The sequence below is a fragment of the Rhodococcus sp. ENV425 genome (assembly GCF_002887785.1).
Classification (GTDB): Bacteria; Actinomycetota; Actinomycetes; order Mycobacteriales; family Mycobacteriaceae; genus Rhodococcus; species Rhodococcus aetherivorans.
In genome coordinates, this window is the sequence record NZ_PCZU01000095.1 from 9,353 (window position 1) to 32,940 (window position 23,588).

Annotated in this window: 21 protein-coding genes and 1 pseudogene; 6 read left to right on the forward strand and 16 right to left on the reverse strand. The window is 71.2% G+C overall.

Annotated features, from left to right (window positions below):
- The 4 genes from CQZ88_RS07845 to CQZ88_RS07860 form a co-directional block, all read left to right on the forward strand.
- A partial coding sequence (locus tag CQZ88_RS07845; RefSeq protein ID WP_374703813.1) for an ABC transporter permease occupies nucleotides 1-1,043 on the forward strand: 1,043 nt, incomplete at its 5' end.
- A 74-nt stretch (nucleotides 1,044-1,117) separates the two neighbouring features.
- Nucleotides 1,118-1,696, forward strand: a complete 579-nt coding sequence (locus tag CQZ88_RS07850) for a TetR family transcriptional regulator (protein ID WP_006933647.1) — start codon at nucleotides 1,118-1,120, stop codon at nucleotides 1,694-1,696.
- Nucleotides 1,693-2,427, forward strand: a complete 735-nt coding sequence (locus tag CQZ88_RS07855) for an ABC transporter ATP-binding protein (protein ID WP_006933645.1) — start codon at nucleotides 1,693-1,695, stop codon at nucleotides 2,425-2,427. Before CQZ88_RS07850 ends, CQZ88_RS07855 begins: the two co-directional genes overlap by 4 nt.
- Nucleotides 2,424-3,203 carry an ABC transporter permease gene (locus CQZ88_RS07860; RefSeq protein WP_043800038.1) on the forward strand — a complete coding sequence of 260 codons (780 nt, stop codon included), beginning with the start codon at nucleotides 2,424-2,426 and terminating at the stop codon, nucleotides 3,201-3,203. Before CQZ88_RS07855 ends, CQZ88_RS07860 begins: the two co-directional genes overlap by 4 nt.
- Before the next feature lie 126 nt (nucleotides 3,204-3,329).
- Here CQZ88_RS07860 and CQZ88_RS07865 read toward each other — a convergent pair whose 3' ends face one another.
- From CQZ88_RS07865 to CQZ88_RS07925, 13 genes are all read right to left on the reverse strand, one after another.
- Nucleotides 3,330-6,344, reverse strand: a complete 3,015-nt coding sequence (locus CQZ88_RS07865) for a UPF0182 family protein (protein WP_102799543.1) — start codon at nucleotides 6,342-6,344, stop codon at nucleotides 3,330-3,332.
- Nucleotides 6,345-6,515: 171 nt separating this feature from the next.
- Complete coding sequence (gene nhaA, locus CQZ88_RS07870) at nucleotides 6,516-7,742, reverse strand: Na+/H+ antiporter NhaA (RefSeq protein ID WP_037201635.1); 1,227 nt, start codon at nucleotides 7,740-7,742, stop codon at nucleotides 6,516-6,518.
- Between the two features lie 194 nt (nucleotides 7,743-7,936).
- On the reverse strand, nucleotides 7,937-8,422 hold the full coding sequence (locus CQZ88_RS07875; protein ID WP_006933635.1) for a hypothetical protein: 486 nt from the start codon (nucleotides 8,420-8,422) through the stop codon (nucleotides 7,937-7,939).
- Between the two features lie 91 nt (nucleotides 8,423-8,513).
- A complete protein-coding gene (mutM, locus tag CQZ88_RS07880) occupies nucleotides 8,514-9,383 on the reverse strand; it encodes a bifunctional DNA-formamidopyrimidine glycosylase/DNA-(apurinic or apyrimidinic site) lyase (RefSeq protein WP_006933632.1) in 870 nt (289 codons plus the stop codon).
- Nucleotides 9,384-9,389: 6 nt separating this feature from the next.
- Nucleotides 9,390-10,151: a ribonuclease III gene (gene rnc, locus CQZ88_RS07885; protein WP_029543170.1), complete on the reverse strand. Its 762-nt coding sequence runs from the start codon at nucleotides 10,149-10,151 to the stop codon at nucleotides 9,390-9,392.
- 20 nt (nucleotides 10,152-10,171) lie between these two features.
- The gene (rpmF, locus tag CQZ88_RS07890; RefSeq protein WP_003939052.1) at nucleotides 10,172-10,354 is read right to left on the reverse strand and encodes a 50S ribosomal protein L32; all 183 of its coding nucleotides are present in this window, start codon (nucleotides 10,352-10,354) and stop codon (nucleotides 10,172-10,174) included.
- 2 nt (nucleotides 10,355-10,356) lie between these two features.
- Nucleotides 10,357-10,971 (reverse strand): DUF177 domain-containing protein, encoded by a 615-nt coding sequence (locus CQZ88_RS07895; RefSeq protein WP_006933624.1) that lies wholly within the window; start codon nucleotides 10,969-10,971, stop codon nucleotides 10,357-10,359.
- A gap of 122 nt (nucleotides 10,972-11,093) precedes the next feature.
- The gene (locus CQZ88_RS07900; RefSeq protein WP_006933622.1) at nucleotides 11,094-11,855 is read right to left on the reverse strand and encodes a DivIVA domain-containing protein; all 762 of its coding nucleotides are present in this window, start codon (nucleotides 11,853-11,855) and stop codon (nucleotides 11,094-11,096) included.
- A gap of 216 nt (nucleotides 11,856-12,071) precedes the next feature.
- On the reverse strand, nucleotides 12,072-12,566 hold the full coding sequence (coaD, locus tag CQZ88_RS07905) for a pantetheine-phosphate adenylyltransferase (protein ID WP_006938042.1): 495 nt from the start codon (nucleotides 12,564-12,566) through the stop codon (nucleotides 12,072-12,074).
- Nucleotides 12,563-13,249 carry a 16S rRNA (guanine(966)-N(2))-methyltransferase RsmD gene (gene rsmD / locus CQZ88_RS07910; protein WP_255326740.1) on the reverse strand — a complete coding sequence of 229 codons (687 nt, stop codon included), beginning with the start codon at nucleotides 13,247-13,249 and terminating at the stop codon, nucleotides 12,563-12,565. The genes coaD and rsmD overlap by 4 nt, the downstream gene beginning before the upstream one ends.
- The gene (locus tag CQZ88_RS07915; protein ID WP_006938037.1) at nucleotides 13,152-16,553 is read right to left on the reverse strand and encodes a pyruvate carboxylase; all 3,402 of its coding nucleotides are present in this window, start codon (nucleotides 16,551-16,553) and stop codon (nucleotides 13,152-13,154) included. The genes rsmD and CQZ88_RS07915 overlap by 98 nt, the downstream gene beginning before the upstream one ends.
- A gap of 184 nt (nucleotides 16,554-16,737) precedes the next feature.
- The gene (gene recG, locus CQZ88_RS07920) at nucleotides 16,738-19,035 is read right to left on the reverse strand and encodes an ATP-dependent DNA helicase RecG (RefSeq protein WP_102799542.1); all 2,298 of its coding nucleotides are present in this window, start codon (nucleotides 19,033-19,035) and stop codon (nucleotides 16,738-16,740) included.
- Between the two features lie 60 nt (nucleotides 19,036-19,095).
- Complete coding sequence (locus CQZ88_RS07925; RefSeq protein ID WP_006938035.1) at nucleotides 19,096-20,736, reverse strand: DAK2 domain-containing protein; 1,641 nt, start codon at nucleotides 20,734-20,736, stop codon at nucleotides 19,096-19,098.
- A gap of 195 nt (nucleotides 20,737-20,931) precedes the next feature.
- Between CQZ88_RS07925 and rpmB the strand changes: the two genes are divergently transcribed.
- The gene (rpmB, locus tag CQZ88_RS07930) at nucleotides 20,932-21,123 is read left to right on the forward strand and encodes a 50S ribosomal protein L28 (protein ID WP_003939060.1); all 192 of its coding nucleotides are present in this window, start codon (nucleotides 20,932-20,934) and stop codon (nucleotides 21,121-21,123) included.
- 114 nt (nucleotides 21,124-21,237) lie between these two features.
- Complete coding sequence (locus CQZ88_RS07935) at nucleotides 21,238-22,029, forward strand: enoyl-CoA hydratase-related protein (RefSeq protein WP_029543161.1); 792 nt, start codon at nucleotides 21,238-21,240, stop codon at nucleotides 22,027-22,029.
- An 11-nt stretch (nucleotides 22,030-22,040) separates the two neighbouring features.
- On the opposite strand, the gene CQZ88_RS07940 is transcribed toward CQZ88_RS07935, so the two are convergent.
- From CQZ88_RS07940 to CQZ88_RS07950, 3 genes and pseudogenes are all read right to left on the reverse strand, one after another.
- Nucleotides 22,041-22,718: a uracil-DNA glycosylase gene (locus tag CQZ88_RS07940; protein WP_006938032.1), complete on the reverse strand. Its 678-nt coding sequence runs from the start codon at nucleotides 22,716-22,718 to the stop codon at nucleotides 22,041-22,043.
- A gap of 17 nt (nucleotides 22,719-22,735) precedes the next feature.
- Nucleotides 22,736-23,257, reverse strand: coding sequence for a gamma carbonic anhydrase family protein (locus CQZ88_RS07945; protein WP_006938031.1), 522 nt, complete (start codon nucleotides 23,255-23,257; stop codon nucleotides 22,736-22,738).
- Nucleotides 23,258-23,267: 10 nt separating this feature from the next.
- Nucleotides 23,268-23,588 (reverse strand): annotated as a pseudogene (locus CQZ88_RS07950) (thiamine-phosphate kinase); the annotation flags it as partial.

Genomic DNA, 23,588 nt, shown 5'->3' on the forward strand with positions numbered 1-23,588 from the left:
ACGGGCGCACCGCCACAGGACTGGCCGCAGCGGCGCTGGGAACGGCCTTCGTCGTGCGGGGCGTCGGCGACGTCCTGGAGCGGCACGGCAGCGCGGTGTCCTGGCTGTCCCCCGTCGCCTGGTCGCAGCAGACGCGAGCATTCGTCGATCCGCGATGGGGCCCGCTGGCCCTGTCGTTGGGGTTCGCGGCGGCCGCCGCGGCGGCCGCGTACCGTGTCGTGGACCGTCGCGACCTCGGGGCCGGACTGGTGCCGCCACGGCCGGGCCGGGCCGAGGCGGCACCGGCGCTGGCGAACCCGTTCGCCCTGGCGCTACGGCAGCAGCGCGGCAGCATCGCCGGGTGGGGCGCGGGCCTGGCGCTGATGGGGTTGTTCTACGGCTCCCTGACCGGCTCGATCGCCGAGAGCTTTGCGAACCTGCCCGAGGACATTCTTGCGCTCATGGGTGGTTCGGCCGCGAATCTCGTCGACGGCTTCCTGGGCCTGACCGGATACACGACGGCCTTCCTCGCCTCCTGCTTCGCGATCCTGTCCGTCCGCCGCCTGCGGGGCGAGGAGCAGTCGGGCCGGATCGAGCCCGTTTTGGCGACAGCTACGAGCCGTGCCGGATGGATGGCAGCGGGGCTGTCCGTGACCGCTCTGGGCGTGGTGGCACTCTTGGCACTCGCCGGCGTGGGGACCGGGCTCGGGGCCGCGGCGTCCACCGGGGAGCCGACTCGGGTGCCCGCATCGGTATGGGCGCATCTCGGATACGCCCCCGCCGTCCTCGGCATCGCGGCGATCGGAGCGGCGCTGTTCGGTCTCGCCCCCCGCGCCTTCGATCTGGTCTGGGTGCTGGTCGTCTACGGCTACCTGGTGGGCAGTTTCGGACCGATCCTCGACCTGCCCGACAGCGCCGGCGTCCTCTCCCCGCTGAACCATGTCCGGCAGATGCCGCTCGAACCGTTCGCCGCGGGCTCCTTCGTCGCTCTCGTCGTTCTCACCGCGCTCGTCACGGCGGCAGGGCTGGCCGCGTTCCGGAAGCGCGACGTCGTGAGTACGTGAGAACCCGCCGGGTGGACCGGGCAGTGGCGGCACACCCCTTGATCGCCCGAACTGTTAGTGGCTAACATTATGGGGTGTCCAAGTCCGAGCGGACCCGGCAGCGCATCCAGGCAACGGCGGTGCAGCTGTTCACCGAGGACGGCTACGACGCCGTCACCGTCGACCGGATCGCCTCCGCCGCCGGGGTGTCGCACATGACCTTCTTCCGGTACTTTCCATCCAAAGACGCTGTTCTGCTTGATGATCCCTACGACCCTGTCATTGCGGACGCCGTGGCCGCGCAGCCGGCGGACCGGAGCCCGCTGGAACGGGCGTGCCGGGGGATCCTCGACGCCTGGGCGCTGATTCCCGAGACGGATCTCGGGGACGTGCGCACTCGCCTGCGGATCGTCGCGGCACACCCCCGGCTGCGCGCGCGGATGTGGGAGAACACCCTGCGCACCCAGGAGGCCGTCGCCGCCGCGCTCGCCGAACCGGGGACACGACGACTCGAGGCCGCAGTGGCCGCCGGGGCCTGCATGGGCGCACTCATGGCGGCGCTGACGGACTGGGCAGAAACCGGCGACGAGGCTCTCGGCAACCGGATTGCGTCGGCCCTGCACCAGCTCGCACCGGAGGCCCGTCCCTCACGGCAGCCACGGGAGGTGCCGTGACCGAGGTCGGCGACGTCGTGCTCGAGTGCCGGAACGTGTGCAAACGCTACGGCTCCGCGCCGGTACTCGAGGGCGTCACCACCGAGGTGCGGGCGGGCGAGGTACACGCGTTCGTGGGCCTCAACGGGGCGGGAAAGACGACGTTGATGCGCCTGTTCCTCGGCATGATCGAGCCCGACGACGGAATCGTCCGCGTGCGGGGCCTGGCGCCGTCGACGATGCCGGCGCGGCACTGGACGGGCGTCGGGCACCTGGTCGAAACACCGCTGGCCTATCCCGAACTGACCGTCGCGCAGAACCTGCGCATCGCGGGCCGCCTCGCCGGCCTGTCCGCGGCGGGCGCCACCGCCGCGGCCGACCGGTGGATCGAGGAACTGGTCCTGTCCCGGTGGGCGCGGACCAGCGCACGGAAACTCTCCCTCGGCAACCGGCAGCGGCTGGGTCTGGCCGCGGCGCTGATCGCGGACCCGGATGTGCTGATCCTGGACGAGCCGACCAATGCGCTCGATCCGGCCGGGATCATGCTGCTGCGCACGCTGCTGCAGCGCAGCCGGGAGCGCGGCGCGGCGACGCTGGTGTCCAGCCACCATCTCGACGAGGTCGCCCGCGTGGCCGACCGCATCACAGCCGTCAACGAGGGACGCGTCGTCGGCTCCCTCGACCCGGACGGAATCGATCTCGAGCGGCAGTTCTTCGACCTGGTGTACCGCGACAGCGAGGCGCGACGATGACCACCTCCGAGCAGATCCGGGCCGCGCTGACGGTCGAGTGGGCCAAGTTCCGGCGGGCACGCCCCGTATGGGTCACCACCGCCCTTCTCACGACGGGGGTGGTGGCCATGTGCGTGCTGACCCTGCAGTCCGTGCACGGTGCCAACGCGGTGATGGCGGGTAAGGCGCAGACCATCGTCGGCGACGGCGGCCGAGCGGGACTGTTCGCCGCAGCCGACACCATCGTCTCGGTGGGCGGGCTTCTCGGATTCGGTGTGGTCATCGGCTGGGTCTTCGGCCGCGAGTTCACCGACGGAACGATCACCGGTCTGTGGGCCGCGCCGGTCTCCCGCCCGGCCCTCGCCGCCGCAAAGCTGCTGATCCTGCTGTCGTGGGCGGCCGCCACCAGCCTCGCGCTGGGCGCCGCACTGGCGGTGGTGGCGGGAACGCTCGTCGACGACGAGCCCCTCGACCCGGGGACGCCGGCGCTCGTGGGCAGATTCCTCGCCGTCGCCCTGCTCACCGCGGGACTCGCATTCCCCTGCGCCTGGGTCGCCACCGTTGCGCGGGGATACCTGCCCGCGGTCGGGACGATCATCGCCGTGGTGGTCGTCGCCCAGATGGCGGTCATGGCCGGAGCGGGCGGCTGGTTCCCGTTCTCGGCTCCGGGCCTGTGGGCGGCGGGACCGCAGGCCGGTTCCGTCACCGGTCCGCAACTCGCGCTCGCCCTCGTCATTCCTGCCGTCTCGGCGGGCCTGACGCTGTGGTCGTGGCGCCGGCTCGCCCTCGTGCACTAGGACTCCCCCAGGGACCGAAGCTCGATCGTCGCCGGGCGGCCGACCGAGGGAGGCCGGACGGCGGCTGTGGAACGCAGCCCGGCCCGACCGAGGGACGGGCCGCGGACCGGACGAGGGCATGAGCCCTCAGTTGAGGCTGCCCCCGGCGGCCAGGAAGTTGTCGATGGCACGTTGGAGCCGGTCGAGTGCGGCGCCGTACGACGTGAAGTCGCCGGTGCGCTGGGCGTCGCGCAGATCCGCCAGGGCGCTGTTCAGTTCGAGGACGGCATCGGTGAGCTGCTCCGGGGTCGGCTCTGCGGGCGGCGCTGTGGGCGGCGGCACCGTCGCGCCCTCCTCGGGTGGCGGAGCGGTCGCCGCAGGATCGGGGGGTGGCGGGGTCGCGGCGTCGCCGCCGGGCGCCGTCGCCATCCGGCCCGTCCCCGCACCGAAGACCTGGTCGAGGGCCTCGGCGAGGGTGGGTGCGTATCCGACGCGGACGCCGCCGGCGCTGGGTTCGCGATAGCTGACCAGCACTCGCGACAGTTGCGGGAAGGTCGAACCGTCGGCGGTGCTGGTGAGGCGTTCGGTGTACAGGGGCTCGACGTAGAGCACCCCGCCGTCCGCGATCGGCAGCGTCAGCAGATTGCCGTAGTGGATCCGATTGGACCGCTCGAGCAGGGTGCGTTCGGAGGCCACCCGGGTGTCGGAGATCATCGAATTCTGGGTCTGTTGCGGCCCCTGGGTCTGTGTGTCGGTCGGCAGCTGCAGCACCTCCATCCGGCCGTAGCCGTCCGGGTCGGAGTTCACCGAGATGTAGGCGGAGAGGAACTCGCGGTTGAACCCGACCATCGCGCTGGCGAGACGGAAGGACGGTGCCGCGCTCTCCCGGTCACCGACCAGCACGTAGTACGGCGGCTGCGACCCCACGGCCTCGGAGGTCGGGTCGCTGGGGACGGACCAGAACGCGTTGTTGGTGAAGAACTCCCGCGGGTCGTCGACGTGGTACTTGGCGAGCCGGTCCCGTTGAAGACCGAAGAGGTCCTCGGGGTAACGGAAGTGGGAGCGCAGTTCCGGGGTGATCGATTCCGGCGGTTGCACGGCGCCGGGAAAGGCCCCCATCCACGCCGCGAGCACCGGGTCGTTCGTGTCCACCTGGTAGAGGGTGACGGTGCCGTCGTAGGCGTCCACGGTGGCCTTGACCGAGTTCCTGATGTAGGAGACGGGCTCACCCGGAAGCAGCCGGCCGGTATCGCTGACGTGGGCGTCGGGCAACGCGCCGGCCTGGGCGTACGGGTAGTGCGCCAGGGTGGTGTACCCGTCGACGATCCAGACGATCCGTCCGTCCACGACCGCCGGGTACGGATTGCCGTCGGTGCGGAGCCACGGCGCGACCCGTTCCACGCGGGTCTTCGGATCGCGATCGAAGATGATCTTCGAGTCCGCTCCGATGGCGCCGGAGAACAGGATGTTGCGCTCGCCGTACCGGACCGCGAACGCCAGCCGGTTGATCCAGCTTCCGATCGGCACGCCCCCGCTGCCGGTGTAGGTGTACTGCGAGGTATCCGTATCGTACTCGCGCGGCGCCGCACCGGCGGACCCGCCGACAATCGCGTAGTCCGGGTCCGACGCCGCGATCAGCTCGCCGAAGTAGATGCGCGGCTGCTCGACCGGGATCAGTTGCCGACCGGAAGCCTGGGAAGCGATGTCACTGACCGTGTAGATGGGGTATCCACTGTCGCTGCCGCTTCCGGCCGCGGCTGCGTCCCGGACGGCGGCGTTGACCCGGTTCGCCGGCGCCGCCACGAATCCGTTGCCGTGGGTGTAGACGGTGTGCCGGTTGATCCATTGGGTCTGATTGCCGCTCAGGCTCTTCGGGGACAGTTCTCGGGCGGCGACAATGTAGTCGCCGACCTCCCCGTCGATGGTGTACCGGTCGATGTCCAGTTGCGGAGTGAAACCGTAGAAGTTCTTCAGCTGCTGTTGCTGGGTGAAGGTCCTCGAGAGCACGTTCGGGTCCAGCAGCCGGGCGTTGGCGATCGTGGTGACGTCGGCCGGGATCTCGCGCGGCGGCCGGGTTCCGACCCCGGGATAGTCGAGGTACTCGACGCGATCGGCCTCGATCCCGTACGCCTGCCTGGTCGCGGCGATGTTGCGCTCGATGTACGGGCTCTCGCGATCGGCCGCGTTCGGGCGCACCGAGAACTGCTCCGTGAGGGCCGGAAAGATCCCACCGACGACGATCGACGACAGGACCAGCAGCGCGGTTGCCATCAACGGCACCCGCAGGTCGTCCAGCAGGATCGAAGCGAAGAACGCTGCCGCGCACAGCACGGCGATCACCACGAGGATCAGGCGAGCCGGCAGCACCGCGTTGATGTCGGTGAATCCGGCCCCGGTGAACGTCGGTTCCTTCCGGCCGCTCCACAGCAGCTGGTAGCGGTCGAACCAGTACGCGACCGCCTTGAGCGCGACGAAACTCCCGGCGAGCACGGCGATCTGGATTCGGGCGGCGCGCGTCGTCGCACCCGCCGCGCCGGTGGCACCACGACGGTCCCCGGCGCCGGTTGCGAACGGCAGCCGTAGTCCCCCGAAAAGGTAGTGGGTGGCCGTGCAGAGCACGAGTGCCAGGAACAGCGCGAGGAACGCCCACGTCAGCACGAGCCGGTAGAACGGCAGGTCGAAGACGTAGAACCCGACGTCGTACCCGAACTGCGCGTCGACGCTACCGAATGATCCGCCGTGGAGGAACAGCTGCACTCTGGCCCACTGACTCTGTGCGCTCAGGCCGAAAAACAGTCCCAGCAGCAACGGGATACCGATCGCGAACAGTTTCGGGCGCCTCAGCACCACGATCCGGTACCGCTCGATCGGATCGTCCGGGCCGACGGCGAACAACGGTCGCGATCGGTACGCCCACGCCGTCACCCCGAAGAGCAGACCGGTCACCACCAGCGTGACCGCGGCGAACAGCACCAACCGGGTCACGATGATGGTGCCCCACACTTCCCGGTAGCCGACCTCTCCGAACCAGAGCCAATCGGTGTACACCGCGATCAGCCGGGGTCCGGCGATCAGCAGAGCGAAGAGGACCAGAAGGGCGACGATCGCCCGATGCGCCCGGCGCGGCAGCAACCGCCCTGGTTCGGAGGGATGCACGTCCACCTCCGATCGCCCGCATGCACCGCGGCGGCCGGTGGACGGGGCCGGGTCCACACGATGCGGCCGCGATGTCCGTCCACCCATTCTAGGTGGGGGACATCACTCCGCCCAGGGAATCGCCGACCGGCGCCGATTCCTCCCGCACAGAACTGGGTCGTGCAGGCCCCGCCGGGTTCAGTGCTGGTAGACGTCAGGGATCCCGTCCTGGTCCTCGTCGAGAGACTCGAGCTCCGCGATCCTGCGGTAGGCGCGGTTCCGGGAGCGGAGCACCACCGACGCGGCGAGCGCCGCGGTGAGGGAGCCGACGAGGACCGCAACCTTCACGTGGTCGGCCGCGACGGTGCCGGCGCCGTAGGCGAGGTCTCCGATCAGCAGGGAGACGGTGAAGCCGATGCCGCCGAGCAGCGCGACGCCGAGCACGTCCAGCCAGCTCAGTCCCTCGTCCAGGTGGGCGCGGGTGAACCGGGCCATCAGGTAGGTGACGCCGAAGATCCCGACGACCTTGCCGAGCACGAGGCCCGCGACGACACCGACCGAGATCGGATCGCGGAGCGCCTCACCCAGGCCGTCGAGGCCACCGATCGTCACGCCGGCGGCGAAGAACGCAAAGATCGGGACGGCGACCCCGGCCGACAGCGGCCGGAGCCGATGCTCGAACTGCTCGGCCATAGCCTCCGTGCCGGTGCGCGTCCTGCGGGCGACGGGCACGGTGAAACCGAGCAGGACGCCGGCCACGGTGGCGTGGACACCGGATTCGTGGACCAGGAACCACGTGAGCACCGCCAGCGGCACCAGGAGCCACCAGGCCCGGATGCCGCGCTGCACCGCCACGGCGAACGCGAGCAGCGGGAGCATCGCGAGCCCGAGATACGCCAGGTCGAGCTCATCGGTGTAGAACACCGCGATCACGGTGACGGCGAGCAGGTCGTCGACGACGGCGAGCGTGAGCAGGAAGGTGCGCAGGGCCGCCGGGAGATGCGTCCCGATGACGGCCAGGATGGCCACGGCGAAGGCGATGTCGGTGGCGGTGGGCACCGCCCATCCGGTCAGCGCGTCCGCTCCGCCGCGCAGGTTCACCGCGACGAACACCGCCGCGGGTACCGCCATCCCTCCCACCGCTGCGGTGATCGGCACGGCGGCGCGCCGCAGGTCCCGCAGGTCGCCGGCGACGAACTCACGCTTGAGTTCCAGGCCGACGACGAAGAAGAAGATGGCCAGCAGACCGTCGGCCGCCCACGTCCCGAGTGACAGGTCCAGGTGCAGCGCGGACGGCCCCACCGTGGTGTCGCGGAGGCTGTGGTAGGCGTCGGACCACGGGGTGTTGGCCCAGACCAGGGCCGCGAGCGCGCCGATGAGCAGCAGGACACCACCGACGGTCTCCTTGCGGAGAATCTCGGCCACCCGCTTGGATTCCTCCCACGATCCACGGGAGAGCAACGGCAGGCGGGCGAAGGGTGTCGTCATCGAATGTCCTCGGATGTCGGGCAGCAGTCGTCGTCTGCCGACCAGACTTCCCGGCGCACCGGTTCCACCGTATCCCACCCGGCGCCCGGATCCGAGCCGAGACAGCCGGGATGCCCCGTCAGGGCGACGGATCAGGGTGACGGATAGGTGCTGATCGAGACCAGCGTCCCGTCCCCGCCCGAGGACACCGAGATGGAGGCGCCCTTCCCCGGCTTCCTGATCGTGAGACTCGTGCTGTAGGGAGTGACGCTCTCGGAGACCGTCTGCCAGCCCTCCCGGTCCACGAAGTCGAGGTAGAAGGTGCTGACCTGCTCGATCGGGTCGGACGTCGTCAGGACGGCCGAGCCGATCGCCCGGCTGACGAGCGTCGACGGCTGATAGGCCGGGATTCCATCCGTCGTCTCGGTGCCCTGTGCCTCGGTGCCCTGCGTCTCGGTACCCGCCGGCCCGGGCTCGGACTCGGCCGTGCCGGTCGGCGGGGCCGTTTCCCGGGCTGCCTCGGTGGTCGTCTGCGCCGACTCGCTCGGGTACGAGTCGTCGGTGCCGCATCCGACGACCGCGAGTGCCACTACCAGCGCCGCCGCGGCAGCCGGTACGACTCTCCTCGATGTTCGCATGTGCGTCCTCCTCCGCCGTTCCCACTGTGCACGGTCGGCAGGGATCGCGGGACGGATTCACCGCTTCGACGGCCGCGGAGGACGGCCGAAGTCAGGCTCGCCGTGCGCCCCGTGGCGGCGGCTGGCACCGGGGGCAGCTGAACGACGAGCGGTTCATGAATTTCTCCCGCCGCACCGGCGTCCCGCACCGTGGGCACGGCAGGTTCTCCTGGCCGTAGACGTTCAGCGACCGGTCGAAGTATCCGGACTCGCCGTTGACGTTGACATAGAGGGCATCGAACGAGGTACCGCCCTGGGCGAGCGCCTCGCCCATCACGTCGCGGGCCGCGTCGAGCAGCCGCCGCAGGGTCGGCCCCCCGAGCCGGTCGGCCGCGCGGTTGCCGTGCACGCCGGCCCGCCACAGCGATTCGTCGGCGTAGATGTTGCCGATGCCGGACACGACGGTCTGGTCGAGGAGGACGCGCTTGATCTCGGTGTGCTTGCCGCGCAGCACCTTCACCACGGCGGCCGCGTCGAACGCCGGATCCAGGGGGTCGCGGGCGATGTGCGCGACGGGCTCCGGCAGGACGGCACCGTCGACCTCGACGAGCGGGGCGAGGGCCCAGCCTCCGAAGGTGCGCTGGTCCACGAACCGCAGGTCGGCGCCGTTGTCGAGAACGGCGCGGATGCGCAGGTGTTTCTCGTCCGGCACCGCCGGCGGCTGGACCAGCATCTGCCCGCTCATCCCGAGATGGACGACCAGTGCGACGTCGGCGGGTCCCAAGACGAGCCACAGGTATTTGCCGCGGCGCTGGACGGCAGCCACGGTCTGCCCGGTCAGCCGCAGCGCGAGATCCCGCGGGCCGGGTTCGTGACGGCGTACCGCACGCGGGTGCAGCACCTGGACGGACTCGATGGTGGCGCCGCGGACGTGCGCGTCGAGGCCGCGGCGGACGACCTCGACCTCGGGCAGTTCGGGCACGTCGGGTCAGTTCTGGTCGGCGGCGGCGCCGGTGGGGGTGGCGTCGCTGTCGGACAGGCTCTGCCAGGCCGCGGCGGCGGCCTTCTGCTCGGCTTCCTTCTTCGTCCGACCCACGCCGACACCGCGGGCGTCGCCCGCGACGATCACCGTCGCGGTGAATTCCTTGTCGTGGTCCGGGCCGGTGGCGGTGATCTCGTACGCCGGCACGCCGACGCCTCGTTCCGCGGTCAGCTCCTGCAGGCTCGTCTTCCAGTCGAGACCGGCGCCGAGCCGCGGACCCCGCTCGAGGAGTTCGGCGAACAGGCGCAGCACGACGGTGCGTGCGACGTCGATACCGTGCTGCAGGTGGACGGCGCCGAGCAGCGACTCCATGCCGTCCGCGAGAATACTGGGCTTGTCGCGGCCACCGGTGAGTTCCTCACCTTTGCCGAGCAGCAGGTGCGGCCCGAGGCCGCCGTCACCGAGAGACCGCGCGACCTCGGCGAGGGCGTGCATGTTCACCACCGACGCCCGGATCTTCGCGAGTTCACCCTCGGACTTGTCCGGATGCGACAGGTACAGCTTCTCGGTCACGGTGAGGCCGAGGACGGCGTCGCCGAGGAACTCGAGACGCTCGTTGGTCGGCAGGCCACCGTTCTCGTACGCGTAGGAGCGGTGCGTGAGCGCAAGCGTCAGCAGCTCCGGATCCACATCGACACCGAGGGCGGCGAGAAGGGACGCGTGTTCCCCTTCGCCGCCCTCGGATGCGGTGGTCGAATCGCTCGTCACGATGTCTCAGAATTCGAGAACTAGACGGCAGCGGTCACCTGACGGCCGTTGTAGGTGCCGCAGGACGGGCACGCCACGTGCGGCAGCTTCTTCTCGCCGCAGCCGCGGTTCGGGCAGGTGACGAGCGTCGGCGCAGTGGTGTTCCACTGGCTCCGCCGCGACCGGGTGTTCGAACGCGACATTCTGCGCTTGGGGACGGCCACGTCTACTTCTCCTCGTTGTTCTTGCTGTCGGATGCACTGCTGGGTTCTTCGGAGCCTGCGCCGAAAGCGGCTGCCAACCCAGCCCAGCGAGGATCCATTCTCTCATGCCCGTGCCCGGATTCCGCAATCGCCAGGCGAATGCCGCATTCGGGGCACAGTCCCGCACAGTCGTCACTACACAACGGCCGCAGCGGAAGCTCCAGTCCGACGGTGTCGACGATGACCGGCTCGAGGTCGATCGTGTCGTCCACCAGGCGGTAGACCTCGTCCTCGTCGGTGGTCTGCTCCGTGACGCTGTTCGGGTAGGCGAACAGCTCCGTCAGGTACAGCTCCACCGAGTCCTCGAAGGGCTCGAGGCAGCGCGAGCACTCGCCGACTGTATCGGCACGGACGGTCCCGGTGACGAGGACCCCCTCGGACACCGCTTCCAGCCGGAGATCGAGTTCCACATCCGTGCCTTCCTCGATCGCGATCGAGTCGAGTCCGATCCGCAACGGCGCAGGTACCACCGTGTGGACCGTGCGCATGGAGCCCGGACGGCGTCCGAGCGAGCGTACGTCCAGCACGAGACCCGAATCCCGGTCGGGATGCTGGGGGCTGTGACGGCGGGCAGACACGGGAATGCTTCTTCCTCTTTCCAGGTGACGGACGCCGCCCCCACGGGGCGACTGGGCAACCACTCCACGATACGCGACGGACCCGGGCGCGACGAAATCGCCCGGCGCGGGAGCCGGATGCGTCAGCGGCGCCGCTCGGACCGGCGTTCGGCCTCCGTGTAGTCGGGCACACCGGCGCCCGTCCGCAGCTGCTGCCGGCCGCGGCCCACCGACCGCAACGTCGTGCCGAGCACGTCTTCGAACTCGGCGAGCTTGGAATCGACGTACTCGTCGCATTCCGACCGCAGCCGATCCGACTCGGCGTGGGCGGCATCGATGACCCGCGCGGATTCGGCGTGGGCGGCCTGCACGACCTCCGTCTGCGACACCAGACGGGCCTGCTCGGCCTCGCCGTCGGCGACCGACCGCTCGTACGAGGCCTTGCCCGCCTCGATCATGCGGTCGGCCTCCGCCTGCGCGCGGGCCGTCACGGACTCGTACTGCTCCTTGGCGTCGGCGATCGTGTCGTCGGCCTCGGCCTGGGCGTCGCGCAGCAGATCGTCGGCGTGGGCGCGGGCCTCCTGCACCATCCGGTCCGCCTGTGCCTTCGCGTCGGCGAGCATGCGGTCCGCGTCGGCGCGGGCGTTGTCGAGGGTCTCGCGGGCCTCCGCGTCGGCGTCCGCGACGGTCTTGTCGGCCTGGGCCCGCGCGTCGCCGATGAGCTTGTCCCGATGATCCAGGACGTCCTGCGCGTCGTCCAGTTCGGCCGGCAACGCGTCGCGGACGTCGTCGAGCAGGTCCAGTACGTCGCCGCGTGGGACCACGCAGCTCGCGGTCATCGGGACACTGCGTGCTTCCTCGACGATCGCGACCAGCTCGTCGAGTGCCTCGAATACCCGGTACACGCCCCACCCCAATCGTCGTCCCGGCGCGGCCGGTGCGACCGCCGCCGGATGCAAGTCTGCCGCAGGTGCCGCCGGAGTCGCGCATCGCGGACCCGGTGTGTCGGCGATCGAACGGGCGGGGTCAGCCTCGGCCGCTGTGCCGGATGAGCGCTTCGCCGCTGTGCCGGATGAGCACTTCGCCGCTGTGCCGGATGAGCACTTCGCCGCTGTGCCGGATCAGCGCTTCGCCGCTGTGCGCTCCGCGATCCGCGCGAGCAGCCGCTTGTGCACCGTCGCCGGGAGCATGTCGGCGACGTCGCCGCCGTAGGTGGCGACCTCCTTGACGAGAGAGCTCGACAGGTAGCTGTAGGCCGGGTTGGTCGCGACGAACAGGGTGTCGACGCCGGTGAGCTTGTGGTTCATCTGCGCCATCTGCAGCTCGTAGTCGAAGTCGTTGGCGCCGCGCAGGCCCTTGACGATGGCCGTGATGCCGTGGGCGCGTGCATAGTCCACCAGCAGGCCCTGCCAGGAGTCGACGCGCACGTTGCCCAGGTGGGCAGTGGCTTCGGTGAGCATCTCGATGCGCTCGGGAACCGAGAACATTCCCTGCTTGTTGGGGTTGATCACGACGGTCACCGTCACTTCGTCGAACTGCACGGCAGTCCGAGAGATGACGTCGAGGTGGCCGTTGGTCACGGGGTCGAACGAACCGGGGCAGACCGCACTGCTCATGAGTCCGAACCGTAGCAGGTAGCGATCTCGATCCGGGTCTCGCCGTACTTGCGAACGCGGTCCGGTTCGAGGGCCTGCGGCCACACCGTCTCCGGCGAGCGGGAGGAGCGTTCGAGCACCACCACCGAGCCCTCCCCCACCCAGCCCCCGTCGACGAGGGCGGTGAGCATCGCGGACACCGCCTGCTCGGTCACCGCGTACGGCGGATCGGCGAGCACGAGGTCGTAGACCCGGTCCGGGGCACCGCCGAGCACGGCGGCGACCGGCGCAGCCCGCAGCACCGCCGGCAGACCGAGTTCGGTGATGTTGCGGCGGATCACGGCGGCGGCCTGCGCGTCGGACTCGACGAGCAAGGCGTGGACGGCGCCCCGGGACAGCGCCTCGAGCCCGAGCGCGCCGGAGCCGGCGTACAGGTCCAGCACCGACGCGCCGTCGAGCTCCATCCGGGCCGTGAGCGAACTGAACAGCGCCTCGCGGACCCGCTCCGAGGTGGGCCGGGTCCCGCGGGGCGGCACCTTCAGGCGCCGCCCCCCGGCCCGGCCGGCCACGATCCGGGTCATCGCACCGTCCCGGAGAACCGTCCGATCACTCCGCGCTCTCCTCGGTGGACACGACGACCAGCAGGTCGCCGCCCTCCACCTGGGACACGCCGGCGAGGGCGACGCGGGTGACGGTGCCGCCACGCGGCGCGGTGATCGCGGCCTCCATCTTCATCGCCTCGATGGTGGCGACGGTGTCACCGGCCGCGACGCGGTCGCCCTCGGCGACGAGGAGGGTCACGGCGCCGGCGAACGGCGCGGCGACGTGCCCGGGGTTGTTGCGGTCGGCCTTCTCCGCGGCCGGAACCTCGCTGGCGACGGACTTGTCGCGCACCGAGACCGGGCGCAGCTGCCCGTTGAGGATGCACATCACGGTCCGGAAGCCGCGCTCGTCCGGCTCGGAGATCGCCTCCAGCCCGATCAGCAGCTCGACACCCTTGTCCAGGCGCACCCGGTGTTCCTCACCGCGGCGCAGACCGTAGAAGAACTGGTTGGCCGACAGCTCCGAGGTGTCGCCGTAGCGGTCCCGGTGCTCGAGGAACGCCTGGGTCGGGCCGGGGAACAGCAGCCGGTTCAAGGTGGCGCGCCGCTCGCTGGAGGTGTCGTCGAGCGCCTTCTCCTCCTCGGAGGTCAGCGGCACCTCGGGCTTGGGGGCGCCGCGGCCCTCGAGGGCCTTGGAGCGGAACGGCTCGGGCCACCCGCCGGGCGGGGTGCCGAGCTCACCGCGCAGGAATCCGACCACCGAGTCCGGGATGTCGTAGCGGGCCGGGTCGGCCGCGAACTCGTCGCTGGCGACGCCGGAACCCACCAGGTGCAGGGCGAGGTCACCGACCACCTTCGACGACGGAGTGACCTTGACCAGCCGGCCGAGCATCCGGTCGGCCGCGGCATACTTGGCCTCGACCTCCTCGAACCGGTCGCCCAGACCCAGCGCGATGGCCTGCTGCCGCAGGTTCGACAGCTGCCCGCCGGGGATCTCGTGGGTGTACACCCGGCCCGTCGGGGCGGGCAGGCCCGATTCGAACGGCGCGTACACCTTGCGCAGCGCCTCCCAGTACGGCTCGAGGTCGCACACGGCCTGCAGGTCCAGACCGGTGTCGTACTCCGAGTGCGCGGCCGCGGCGACGATCGCCGACAGCGCGGGCTGGCTGGTGGTGCCGGCCAGCGCGGCGGAGGCGCCGTCGACGGCGTCGGCGCCGGCCTGCCACGCCGCGAGGTACGTCGCGAGCTGACCACCGGGGGTGTCGTGCGTGTGCACGTGCACCGGCAGGTCGAAGTTGCTGCGCAGCGCCGAGACCAGGGTGGCGGCCGCGGGTGCGCGCAGCAGCCCGGCCATGTCCTTGATCGCCAGCACGTGGGCCCCGGCCTCGACGATCTGCTCCGCCAGGCGCAGGTAGTAGTCGAGGGTGTAGAGCGTCTCGCCGGGATCGGACAGGTCCCCGGTGTAGGACATCGCGACCTCGGCCAGGGCGGTGCCGGTCTCGCGGACCGCGTCGATCGCCGGCCGCATCTGGTCGACGTTGTTCAGCGCGTCGAAGATGCGGAAGATGTCGATGCCGGTGTCGGTGGCCTCCCGCACGAACGCGCGGGTGACCATCTCCGGGTACGGGGTGTAGCCGACCGTGTTGCGGCCGCGCAGCAGCATCTGCAGGTTGATGTTCGGGATCGCCTCCCGCAGCGCCGCCAGACGCTCCCACGGGTCCTCGTGCAGGAACCGCAGCGCGACGTCGTAGGTGGCGCCGCCCCACGCCTCGATCGACAGCAGCTGCGGGGTCATCCGCGCGACGTGCCCGGCGACGGTGAGCAGATCCTTGCTGCGCACGCGCGTCGCGAGCAGCGACTGGTGCGCGTCGCGGAAGGTGGTGTCGGTGACGGCGAGGGCCTTCTGCTCGCGCAGCGCCTTCGCGAAGCCGTCCGGGCCGAGGGCGAGCAGCCGCTGCCGCGAACCCTCCGGCGGGGCGACGTCGAGGTCGATCTTCGGCAGCTTGTCGTGCGGGTACACCGTCGTCGGGCGCTCGCCGTGCGGCTTGTTCACCGTCACGTCGGCGAGGTACTCGACGATCTTCGTGCCGCGGTCGGCGGAGGTCTTGGCGGTCAGCAGCTGCGGCCGCTCGTCGATGAACGACGTGGTGACGTTCCCGGCCCGGAAGTCCGGGTCGTCGAGCACGGCCTGCAGGAAGGGGATGTTCGTCGACACGCCGCGGATGCGGAACTCGGTGACCGCGCGGCGGGCGCGGGCGACGGCCGTGGGCAGGTCGCGGCCGCGGGCCGTAAGCTTGACCAGCATCGAATCGAAGTGGGCGGAGACCTCGGCGCCGACGGAGGTGCCGCCGTCGAGACGGATCCCGGCGCCGCCGGGCGTGCGGTACGCGCTGATGCGCCCGGTGTCGGGCCGGAAGCCGTTGGCCGGATCCTCGGTGGTGATGCGGCACTGCAGCGCCGCCCCGCGGATCGCGACCTTGTCCTGCGACAGGCCCAGGTCGGTCAGCGACTCACCGGAGGCGATGCGCATCTGCGCCTGCACGAGGTCGACGTCGGTGATCTCCTCGGTGACCGTGTGCTCGACCTGGATGCGCGGGTTCATCTCGATGAAGACGTGGTTGCCGCGGGAATCGAGGAGGAACTCGACGGTGCCGGCGCAGCTGTAACCGATCTGCTTCGCGAACGCGACGGCGTCCGCGCAGATCCGCTCGCGCAGCTCGGGGGCGAGGTTCGGTGCCGGGGCCAGCTCGATGACCTTCTGGTGGCGGCGCTGCAGCGAGCAGTCCCGCTCAAACAGATGCATCACATTGCCCTGGCCGTCGGCCAGGATCTGCACCTCGATGTGCCGGGGATCGACCACCGCCTGCTCGAGGAACACCGTGGGATCGCCGAACGCCGCATCCGCCTCCCGGGACGCCGCCTCGATCGCCTCCCGCAGCTGGCCACGCTCGGCCACGCGCCGCATGCCACGCCCGCCGCCGCCGGCGACGGCCTTGACGAAGATCGGGAACTCCATGGACTCGGCAGCCGCGAGCAACTGCTCGAGATCGGCCGACGGCTCCGACGACGCCAGCACCGGCAGACCCGCCGCCTTGGCCGCCGCGATCGCCCGCGCCTTGTTTCCGGTCAGCTCCAGCACGTGCGCCGACGGACCGATGAAGGTGATGCCCTCCGCCGCGCACGCCGCCGCCAGGTCCGGGTTCTCGGACAGGAAACCGTAGCCGGGGTAGACCGCGTCGGCGCCGGCCTTCTTCGCGGCGGCGACGATCTCCGCCACGGACAGGTACGCACGGACCGGATGTCCCTGCTCCCCGATCTGGTAGGCCTCGTCGGCCTTGAGCCGGTGCAGGGAATTGCGGTCCTCGTACGGAAACACCGCGACGGTCCCGGCACCCAGTTCATAGGCGGCGCGGAACGCGCGGATCGCGATCTCGCCTCGGTTGGCGACAAGCACTTTGGAGAACATTGGACGACGGTACCGCGACGTAACACTCCGTTCGGCGTCCGCATCCCAGATCGTGGGACGGATGCACGTCTTTGTCCGACTGAAACGATGCAGGTCGAGGGATCCTTAACGTGCCGGAAACGTCGCGGGTGCGGCGGGCGTCACCTCACAACGGCGCCGCGCCCGGCGTGCGCGGAACGTAACCTCACGACTTCTCGAGGTACGCGACCCGTTCGGTGTCGAGCGCGGCCGACACCATGCGGGCCAGACCGGGGTGTTCCTCGAGCCGCGGATCGCGGTCGGTCACGGCGCGGGCGAAGTCCTGCGCGGCCGCGATGACCTCGACGTCGTCGACGAGCGAGAGCATCCGCAGCGTCGAGGTGGTGCCCGACTGGGCGACACCGAGCACATCGCCCTCGCGGCGCTGCTGCAGGTCCAGCTGGGCGAGCGCGAATCCGTCGGTGGTCGCGGCGACGGCCTCGAGGCGGGCCATGGCGGGCGCGCCGGGCTTCGAATCCGACACGAGCAGGCACAGCCCCGGATGCCCGCCCCGGCCCACCCGGCCGCGCAGCTGGTGCAGCTGACTGACCCCGAACCGGTCGGCGTCCACGATCACCATCACCGTCGCGTTGGGCACATCCACGCCGACTTCGACGACGGTGGTGCACACCAGCACGTCGATGTCTCCGGCGGCGAAGTCGCGCATCACCGCGTCCTTCTCGTCCGCGGGCAGTCGCCCGTGCAGCAACCCGACCCTCAGGTGGGCCAGCGGGCCGCCCGCGAGCTCCTCGAACTGCTGGAGCACCGACTTCGTCTCGGGCGGCTTGCCCCTGCCCCCGCGCCCGCCGGTCGTCTCCGCCTCGTCGAAGCCGACCAGGTCGGCGTCCTCGTCGCTGTCGCCGTCGCCGATGCGCGAGCACACCACATACGCCTGGCGGCCCGCCGCGACCTCTTCGCCGATGCGTTCCCACGCGCGCGCCACCCAGCTGGGATGCACCTTCGCCGCCACGACCCGGCTGGTGATGGGCGACCGGCCGCGGGGCAGTTCCCGCAATGTGGACACCTCGAGGTCGCCGAGGACGGTCATCGCGATGGTGCGCGGGATGGGTGTCGCCGTCATGACCAGCACGTGCGGGCTGGCACCGTCGCGGCCGCGGTTGCGCAGCACGTCGCGCTGCTCCACGCCGAACCGGTGCTGTTCGTCGACGACGACGAGGCCGAGGTCGTAGAACTCGACGCCCTGCTGGATCAGCGCGTGGGTGCCGATCACGAGCCCCGAGTCGCCGCTCACGATGTCGAGCAGGGCCTGCCGCTTGCGGACCGCGCTCATCGAGCCCGTCACGAGGGTGACCTTGGTGGCCAGCTCGTGGGCGGCGAGTTCGCCCGCCGCGGCGAGATCGCCGAGCATCTTCGCCAGCGAGCGCGCATGCTGGGCGGCGAGCACCTCGGTCGGCGCGAGCAGTGCGCACTGGTGTCCCGCGTCGATGACCTGCAGCATCGCCCGCAGCGCCACAATCGTCTTGCCCGAGCCGACCTCGCCCTGCAGCAACCGGTTCATCGGGTGCGATCCGGCGAGGTCCGCCGCGATCTCGTCGGCGACCGCGAGCTGCCCGGCGGTCAGTTCGAACGGCAGCCGGCGATCGAACTCGTCGGCGATACCGCCGCTGCGGCGCGGGCACGCCGGGGCCGTGCGCACCGCGACGTCGTGGCGGCGCCGGGCGAGGACGAGCTGCACCGCCGCGGCCTCGTCGAACCGCAGGCGCTCCCGGGCGGCGGTGACGTCGTCCCGGTCGTCGGGCAGGTGGATGCGGCGCAGCGCCTCGTCCAGCCCGATCAGGCCGTGCTCGCCACGCACCCACTCGGGCAGCGGGTCGTCGACGGTCTCGAGCTGATCGAGGATCTGCCGCACGCAGCGCATCACGGTCCACGACTCGACGTCGCGGGTTGCGGGGTACATCGGGATGAGGGCCCGATCGAAGATCGACATGTCGATGCCGCCGTCGCCCTGGGCACTGCGGGCCATGCCGGCGAGCGCGCCGGCGCCGCGCACCCGGGTGGGCCGCGGGGCCGCGCCACCGATCTCGGGGCCGCGAGGCTCGGGCAGGATGATGTAGCTCGGGTGGGCCAGGCTCCACTTGTCGCGGAAGTACTTGACGGTGCCGGAGAACATGCCGCGCACCCCGGGCTTGATGTTGTACTTGACCTTCTGCGGGTTGAAGAAGGTCACGTCGATCTTCTGCCGGTCCGATTCGAGCACGACGGCGAGCCGGGTGCCGGGCCGGCTCTTCATCCGCACCTCGTCGGCCCTGGCCACCCGCGCGATGATCGTCACGTGCTGGCCCTCGACCGGTTGCGAGTCGCCGAGCTCGGCGCCCTGGGTGGCGTACCGGTGGGGATAGTGGCGCAGCAGGTCCTCGACGGTGGTCATGCCGAACGAGTCGGCGAGTGCATCCGCGGTCTTGCGGCCGAGAAGATGATCGAGTCGGTCCGCGAAGGTCGCCACTGCCGTCCTCTCCGCTCCGATCGACGCCGGGGGGCCGGCGTCCGACTGTTCCTGTGCCGGCTACTCCACACCGAGCTGCAGCAGGTCGCTGCGCTGTCCCCCGTGGTACACCAGCACCTCCACCTCGGGGTGGCGGTCGTTGACGTGCCGGGTCAGCCGCTCGGCGAGTCCGTCGGGCGCGTCGAAGCCGACGAGCATCGTCACGAGCTCTCCGCCCGCGGCGAGCACCTTGTCGAGCAGCGACGCTCCCGCCGTCACCAGATCATGCTCGATGACTACGACATCATGACCCGACAGGCCCAGGCTGTGCCCCGGCTCGCACGTTCCCACCCAGGTCAGGGCCCGCTCGTTCGCGATGCGCAGCGAGCCCCACCGGGTCGCGGCGGCCGCTTCGGACATGGCGAAGGCGTCGTCGGCGGCCTCGCGGCCCGGGTCGTGCACCGCAAGCGACGCCAGTCCCTGCACCATCGACGAGCAGGGCAGGAACATCACCTCGCGCCGGTGGTCGCGGGCCGCCGCGCCGACCGCGACGAGTTCCTGGGCGGGCAGCGCACCGTTGGGCAGGACCATCACGTCACGGCTGCCCAGCCGGCGGATCGCGTCGAGCAGGTGCCGGCGGGTGATCGGATCGTCCGCCCGCACGATCGCCGCGCCCTCGGCTTCGAACAGCTCCGCTGCCCCGTCGCCGGCCACGACGGCGAGCACCGAGCGGCTTCCGGCCCCGGAAGCCACCGGGCCGACGCCGATCCGTTGCTGTGCCTCCAGCGCGAAGCACGTGACGGTGACCTGGTGCAGCCGCCCGGCCTCCAGGCCGGCCTCGACGGCAGCGCCCGCGTCGCAGCAGTGCACGTGCACGGACCAGGTGCCGGCGCCGTCGCCGACGACGGCGACCGAGTCCCCGAGGGCGTCGAGGCGGGTACGCAGGGTGTCCATGCGGGCGGTGTCGGAGCCCTCGACGAAGTACATGACCTCGAAGTCCTGATCGCCGCCGTGGCGGGGTTCGTGCCCGTTGTGCCCGCCGTGCCGGGCGGGAGCGCCGGGCTTCGACGTCGCGATCGGTGCCCGGTCCGGACGCCGGCCCGACACCGTCTCGACGAACGCGTCGAGCAGCAGGAGCAGACCGAGGCCCCCTGCGTCGACGACGCCGGCCTCGGCCAGCACGTCGAGTTGCGCGGTGGTGCGCTGCAGGGCCTCGGCGGCGGCGTCGGCCGCTGCGGTCGCCACCGTCACGAGCGAACCGGAGCGGCCGGCCGCGTGCGCGCCGTCGGCGGCCGCGTGCAGCACGCTGACGATGGTGCCCTCGGCGGGGCAGCTCAGCGCGCGGGTGACGAGGTCTGCGGCGTGCCGCCAGGCGCGCCCGAGTGCGGCGCCGTCGACGACCACGGCCCCGTCGAGGGCGTCGGCCAGGCCCCGCAGCATCTGCGCGAGGAGGACACCGGAGTTGCCGCGGGCGCCGTGGAACGCGCCGCGCGCCAGGGCGCCGACGATCGTGGCGACGTCCTCGGCGTCCGCCGCGGAGGTGTCGAGTTCGGCCGCCGCGGAGCGCAGGGTGACGAGCAGGTTGGTACCGGTGTCGCCGTCGGGGACGGGGAAGACGTTGAGGCTGTTGATCTCGTCGCGGCGCTCGGCGAGCGCCCGCAACCCGAGATCCACCCATCGGCGCAGGGCAGTCCCGTCGACTGCTTCCCCGACCTCGAGCACCTGCTTCCCCCCTTCGCCACCACGCAACCGGTGACGCAAGGGTAGCGGTGCCCCCGTCGGACGGCCGGTTTGGCCATTGCCACCCCCACCCGCTACGCTTGCAGGGTTGCCTCGCACGGATGGCGGACGCCTCCTCGTGTTCGCAGGCCGACGAAGACACGAAAATATCCACTACTCACCAAGGAGTTCGCGACTATGGCTGCCGTCTGCGACGTATGCGCCAAGGGCCCCGGCTTCGGTAAGTCGGTCTCGCACTCGCACCGGCGTACCAACCGTCGTTGGAACCCGAACATCCAGAGCGTGCGCGCTCAGGTTGCCCCGGGCAACACGCGTAAGGTCAATGTGTGCACCTCCTGCCTCAAGGCGGGCAAGGTCGTTCGCGGCTGATCCCCGGTTCGGCATACGAGGCCCCGGCGTTGCGACGCCGGGGCCTCGTCGTGTTCCGCCATCGTCGCCGTGACCCCGTACCCGCCGGGCGGGGCGACCGGTAGGGTGCCCCGGGTGACCGAATCAGTACTGTCCCACGTCCGCCTCGAGGACGGCGTCCTGCGCATCGCCGTGGCGACCGCCGAGCGCGGCACGTCCCTCTCCCCCGCGGGCATGGCCCAGGGCATCGAGGCCCTGCGCACCGCCGGCCCCGAGGTCGGCGCCGTCCTGCTCGTCGGTGAGGGTGCCAACTTCTGCGCGGGCGGCGACGTCCGCGCCTTCGCCTCCGCGCCCGACCGCGGCGAGTTCGTCGGCGACGTCGCACGCCTGTTCCACGACTTCGTCCGCGCCCTCGACGCGGCCCGCGTGCCCGTGGTGGCCGCCGTCCAGGGCTGGGCGGCGGGCGCGGGCATGAGCATCGTGCTGCACGCCGACATCGCGCTCGGAGGCCCCTCGACGAAGCTGCGGCCGGCCTACCCGTCGATCGGGTTCACCCCCGACGGCGGCATGTCGTGGACCCTGCCGCGCATCGTCGGAGTCGCCCGGGCGCGGGAGATCATCCTCACCGACTGTGTCCTGAACGCCGACGAGGCCGTGCGGCTCGGGGTGCTCAGCCGCCTCGTCGCCGACGACGAGGTGCCCGGCGAGGCGATGCGGGTGGCCCGCACCCTCGCGAACGGCCCCACCGCCGCCTACGCCGGGATCCGGCAACTGCTCGCCGATTCGGCGGGGCGGTCGCTGTCCGAGCAGCTCGACGCGGAGGCCGCGGCGATCGCGGCGGCCGCGAACGGCCCGACCGGCATCGAGGGTGTCGACGCGTTCGTCGAGAAGCGGCGCCCCGACTTCGAGTCGATTCGCCGCGGCTGAGCCACGCCCGTTCAGGCCAGGCGCCAGTCCACCGGGTCCCCGCCCTGCTCGGTCAGCAGCGCGTTCGCGCGGCTGAAGGGGCGGGACCCGAAGAACCCGCGGGAGGCCGACAGCGGCGACGGGTGCGCCGACTTCACGGTGGGCACGTCGCCGAGCATCGGTTCGAGGGTGGCCGCGTCGCGGCCCCACAGGATCGCGACGAGCGGCGCGGTGCGCGCGACGAGCGCCCGGATCGCCTGCTCGGTCACGCTCTCCCAGCCCTTGCCCCGATGCGACGCCGGCTGGCCGGGTTGCACCGTCAGGACGCGGTTGAGCAGCAGCACCCCCTGTGCCGACCACGGTGTGAGGTCGCCGTTGGGTGGTGTCGGCAGGCCGAGGTCGTCGCTGTATTCGCGGTAGATGTTGGCCAGGCTGCGCGGCACCGGACGCACCTCCGGCGCGACCGAGAAGCTCAGTCCGACGGCATGACCCGGCGTCGGATACGGGTCCTGGCCGACGATGAGCACCTTCACCCGGTCGAACGGCTGGGTGAAGGCCCGCAGCACGTTCGCGCCGGAGGGCAGGTAGCCGCGTCCGGCGGCGTTCTCGGCGCGCAGGAAGTCGCCCATCGCGGCGATGTCGGCGGCAACGGGAGCCAGCGCCCGCGCCCAGCCTTCCTCGACGATCTCCGGCAGGGGTCGTACAGCCATCGGTGGTGCCCGGCCCCTCAGTCGATCCTGCGCAGCGCGCTGCGGTAGTACTCGGCGTTCGCCGCGTACATCTTGGCGTTGGCGTCGACGTGGCCCTCCGGCACCTCGTAACCCTCCCGGATCTTCGCGGGTACGCCGATCGCCATGGACCGCGGCGGCACCTGGAAACGCGGGGCCACGAGCGCGCCGGCCGCGACGATCGCCCCGTCGCCGACGGCGGAGCCGTTGAGTACGAGCGAACCGGACCCGATCAGGCAGCCGTCGCCGATGGTGGAGCCTTCGATGTGGGCGTTGTGGCCGACCACGGTGCCGGCGCCGATGACGGTGGCGTCGACGGCGGTGCAGTGGATGATCGTCCCGTCCTGGATGTTGCTCTCGGCGCCGACGACGATCCGGCCGTAGTCACCGCGCAGGACCGCGGTGGGCCACACCGAGGCGCGGGCGCCGAGGGTGACGTTGCCGATGACCACCGCATCGGGGTGGACCCAGGCGTCGGGATGGATATCGGGCACACGGTCGCCGAGCGCATACACAGCCATGCTGTGAAACCTATCTCGAGAAGCTCTGCCAGCCTCCGGGACCCGGCCGGCCGTGGCCGTCGACGGTGACGCCGCCGCCCTCGCGCACCGTGCCGACGGGCCGCCAGCCCGCCGGCAGCGGCACGTGCGGCGGGAAGCACGCGGCAAGGGCGTGGTCCTCGCCGCCGGTGAGCACCCACTCCCATACGTCGGCCCCGAGTTCCGCGGCGGCGGCCCGCAGCTCGGCGCCGGGTTCGAGCAGCTCGCGCGAGACGTCGATCGCGACGCCGGATGCGGCGGCGATGTGCCCGAGGTCGGCGAGCAGGCCGTCGGAGATGTCGGTCGCGGCGTG

Bases quoted from the DNA above. Each gene is read 5' to 3' on its own strand.
- CQZ88_RS07860 (WP_043800038.1), top strand. From the start codon at position 2,424: ATGACCACCTCCGAGCAGATCCGGGCCGCGCTGACGGTCGAGTGGGCC.
- CQZ88_RS07945 (WP_006938031.1), bottom strand. From the start codon at position 23,257: ATGGCTGTGTATGCGCTCGGCGACCGTGTGCCCGATATCCATCCCGAC.
- coaD (WP_006938042.1), bottom strand. From the start codon at position 12,566: ATGAGCAGTGCGGTCTGCCCCGGTTCGTTCGACCCCGTGACCAACGGC.
- CQZ88_RS07940 (WP_006938032.1), bottom strand. From the start codon at position 22,718: ATGGCTGTACGACCCCTGCCGGAGATCGTCGAGGAAGGCTGGGCGCGG.
- rpmB (WP_003939060.1), top strand. From the start codon at position 20,932: ATGGCTGCCGTCTGCGACGTATGCGCCAAGGGCCCCGGCTTCGGTAAG.
- CQZ88_RS07915 (WP_006938037.1), bottom strand. From the start codon at position 16,553: ATGTTCTCCAAAGTGCTTGTCGCCAACCGAGGCGAGATCGCGATCCGC.
- CQZ88_RS07875 (WP_006933635.1), bottom strand. From the start codon at position 8,422: ATGCGAACATCGAGGAGAGTCGTACCGGCTGCCGCGGCGGCGCTGGTA.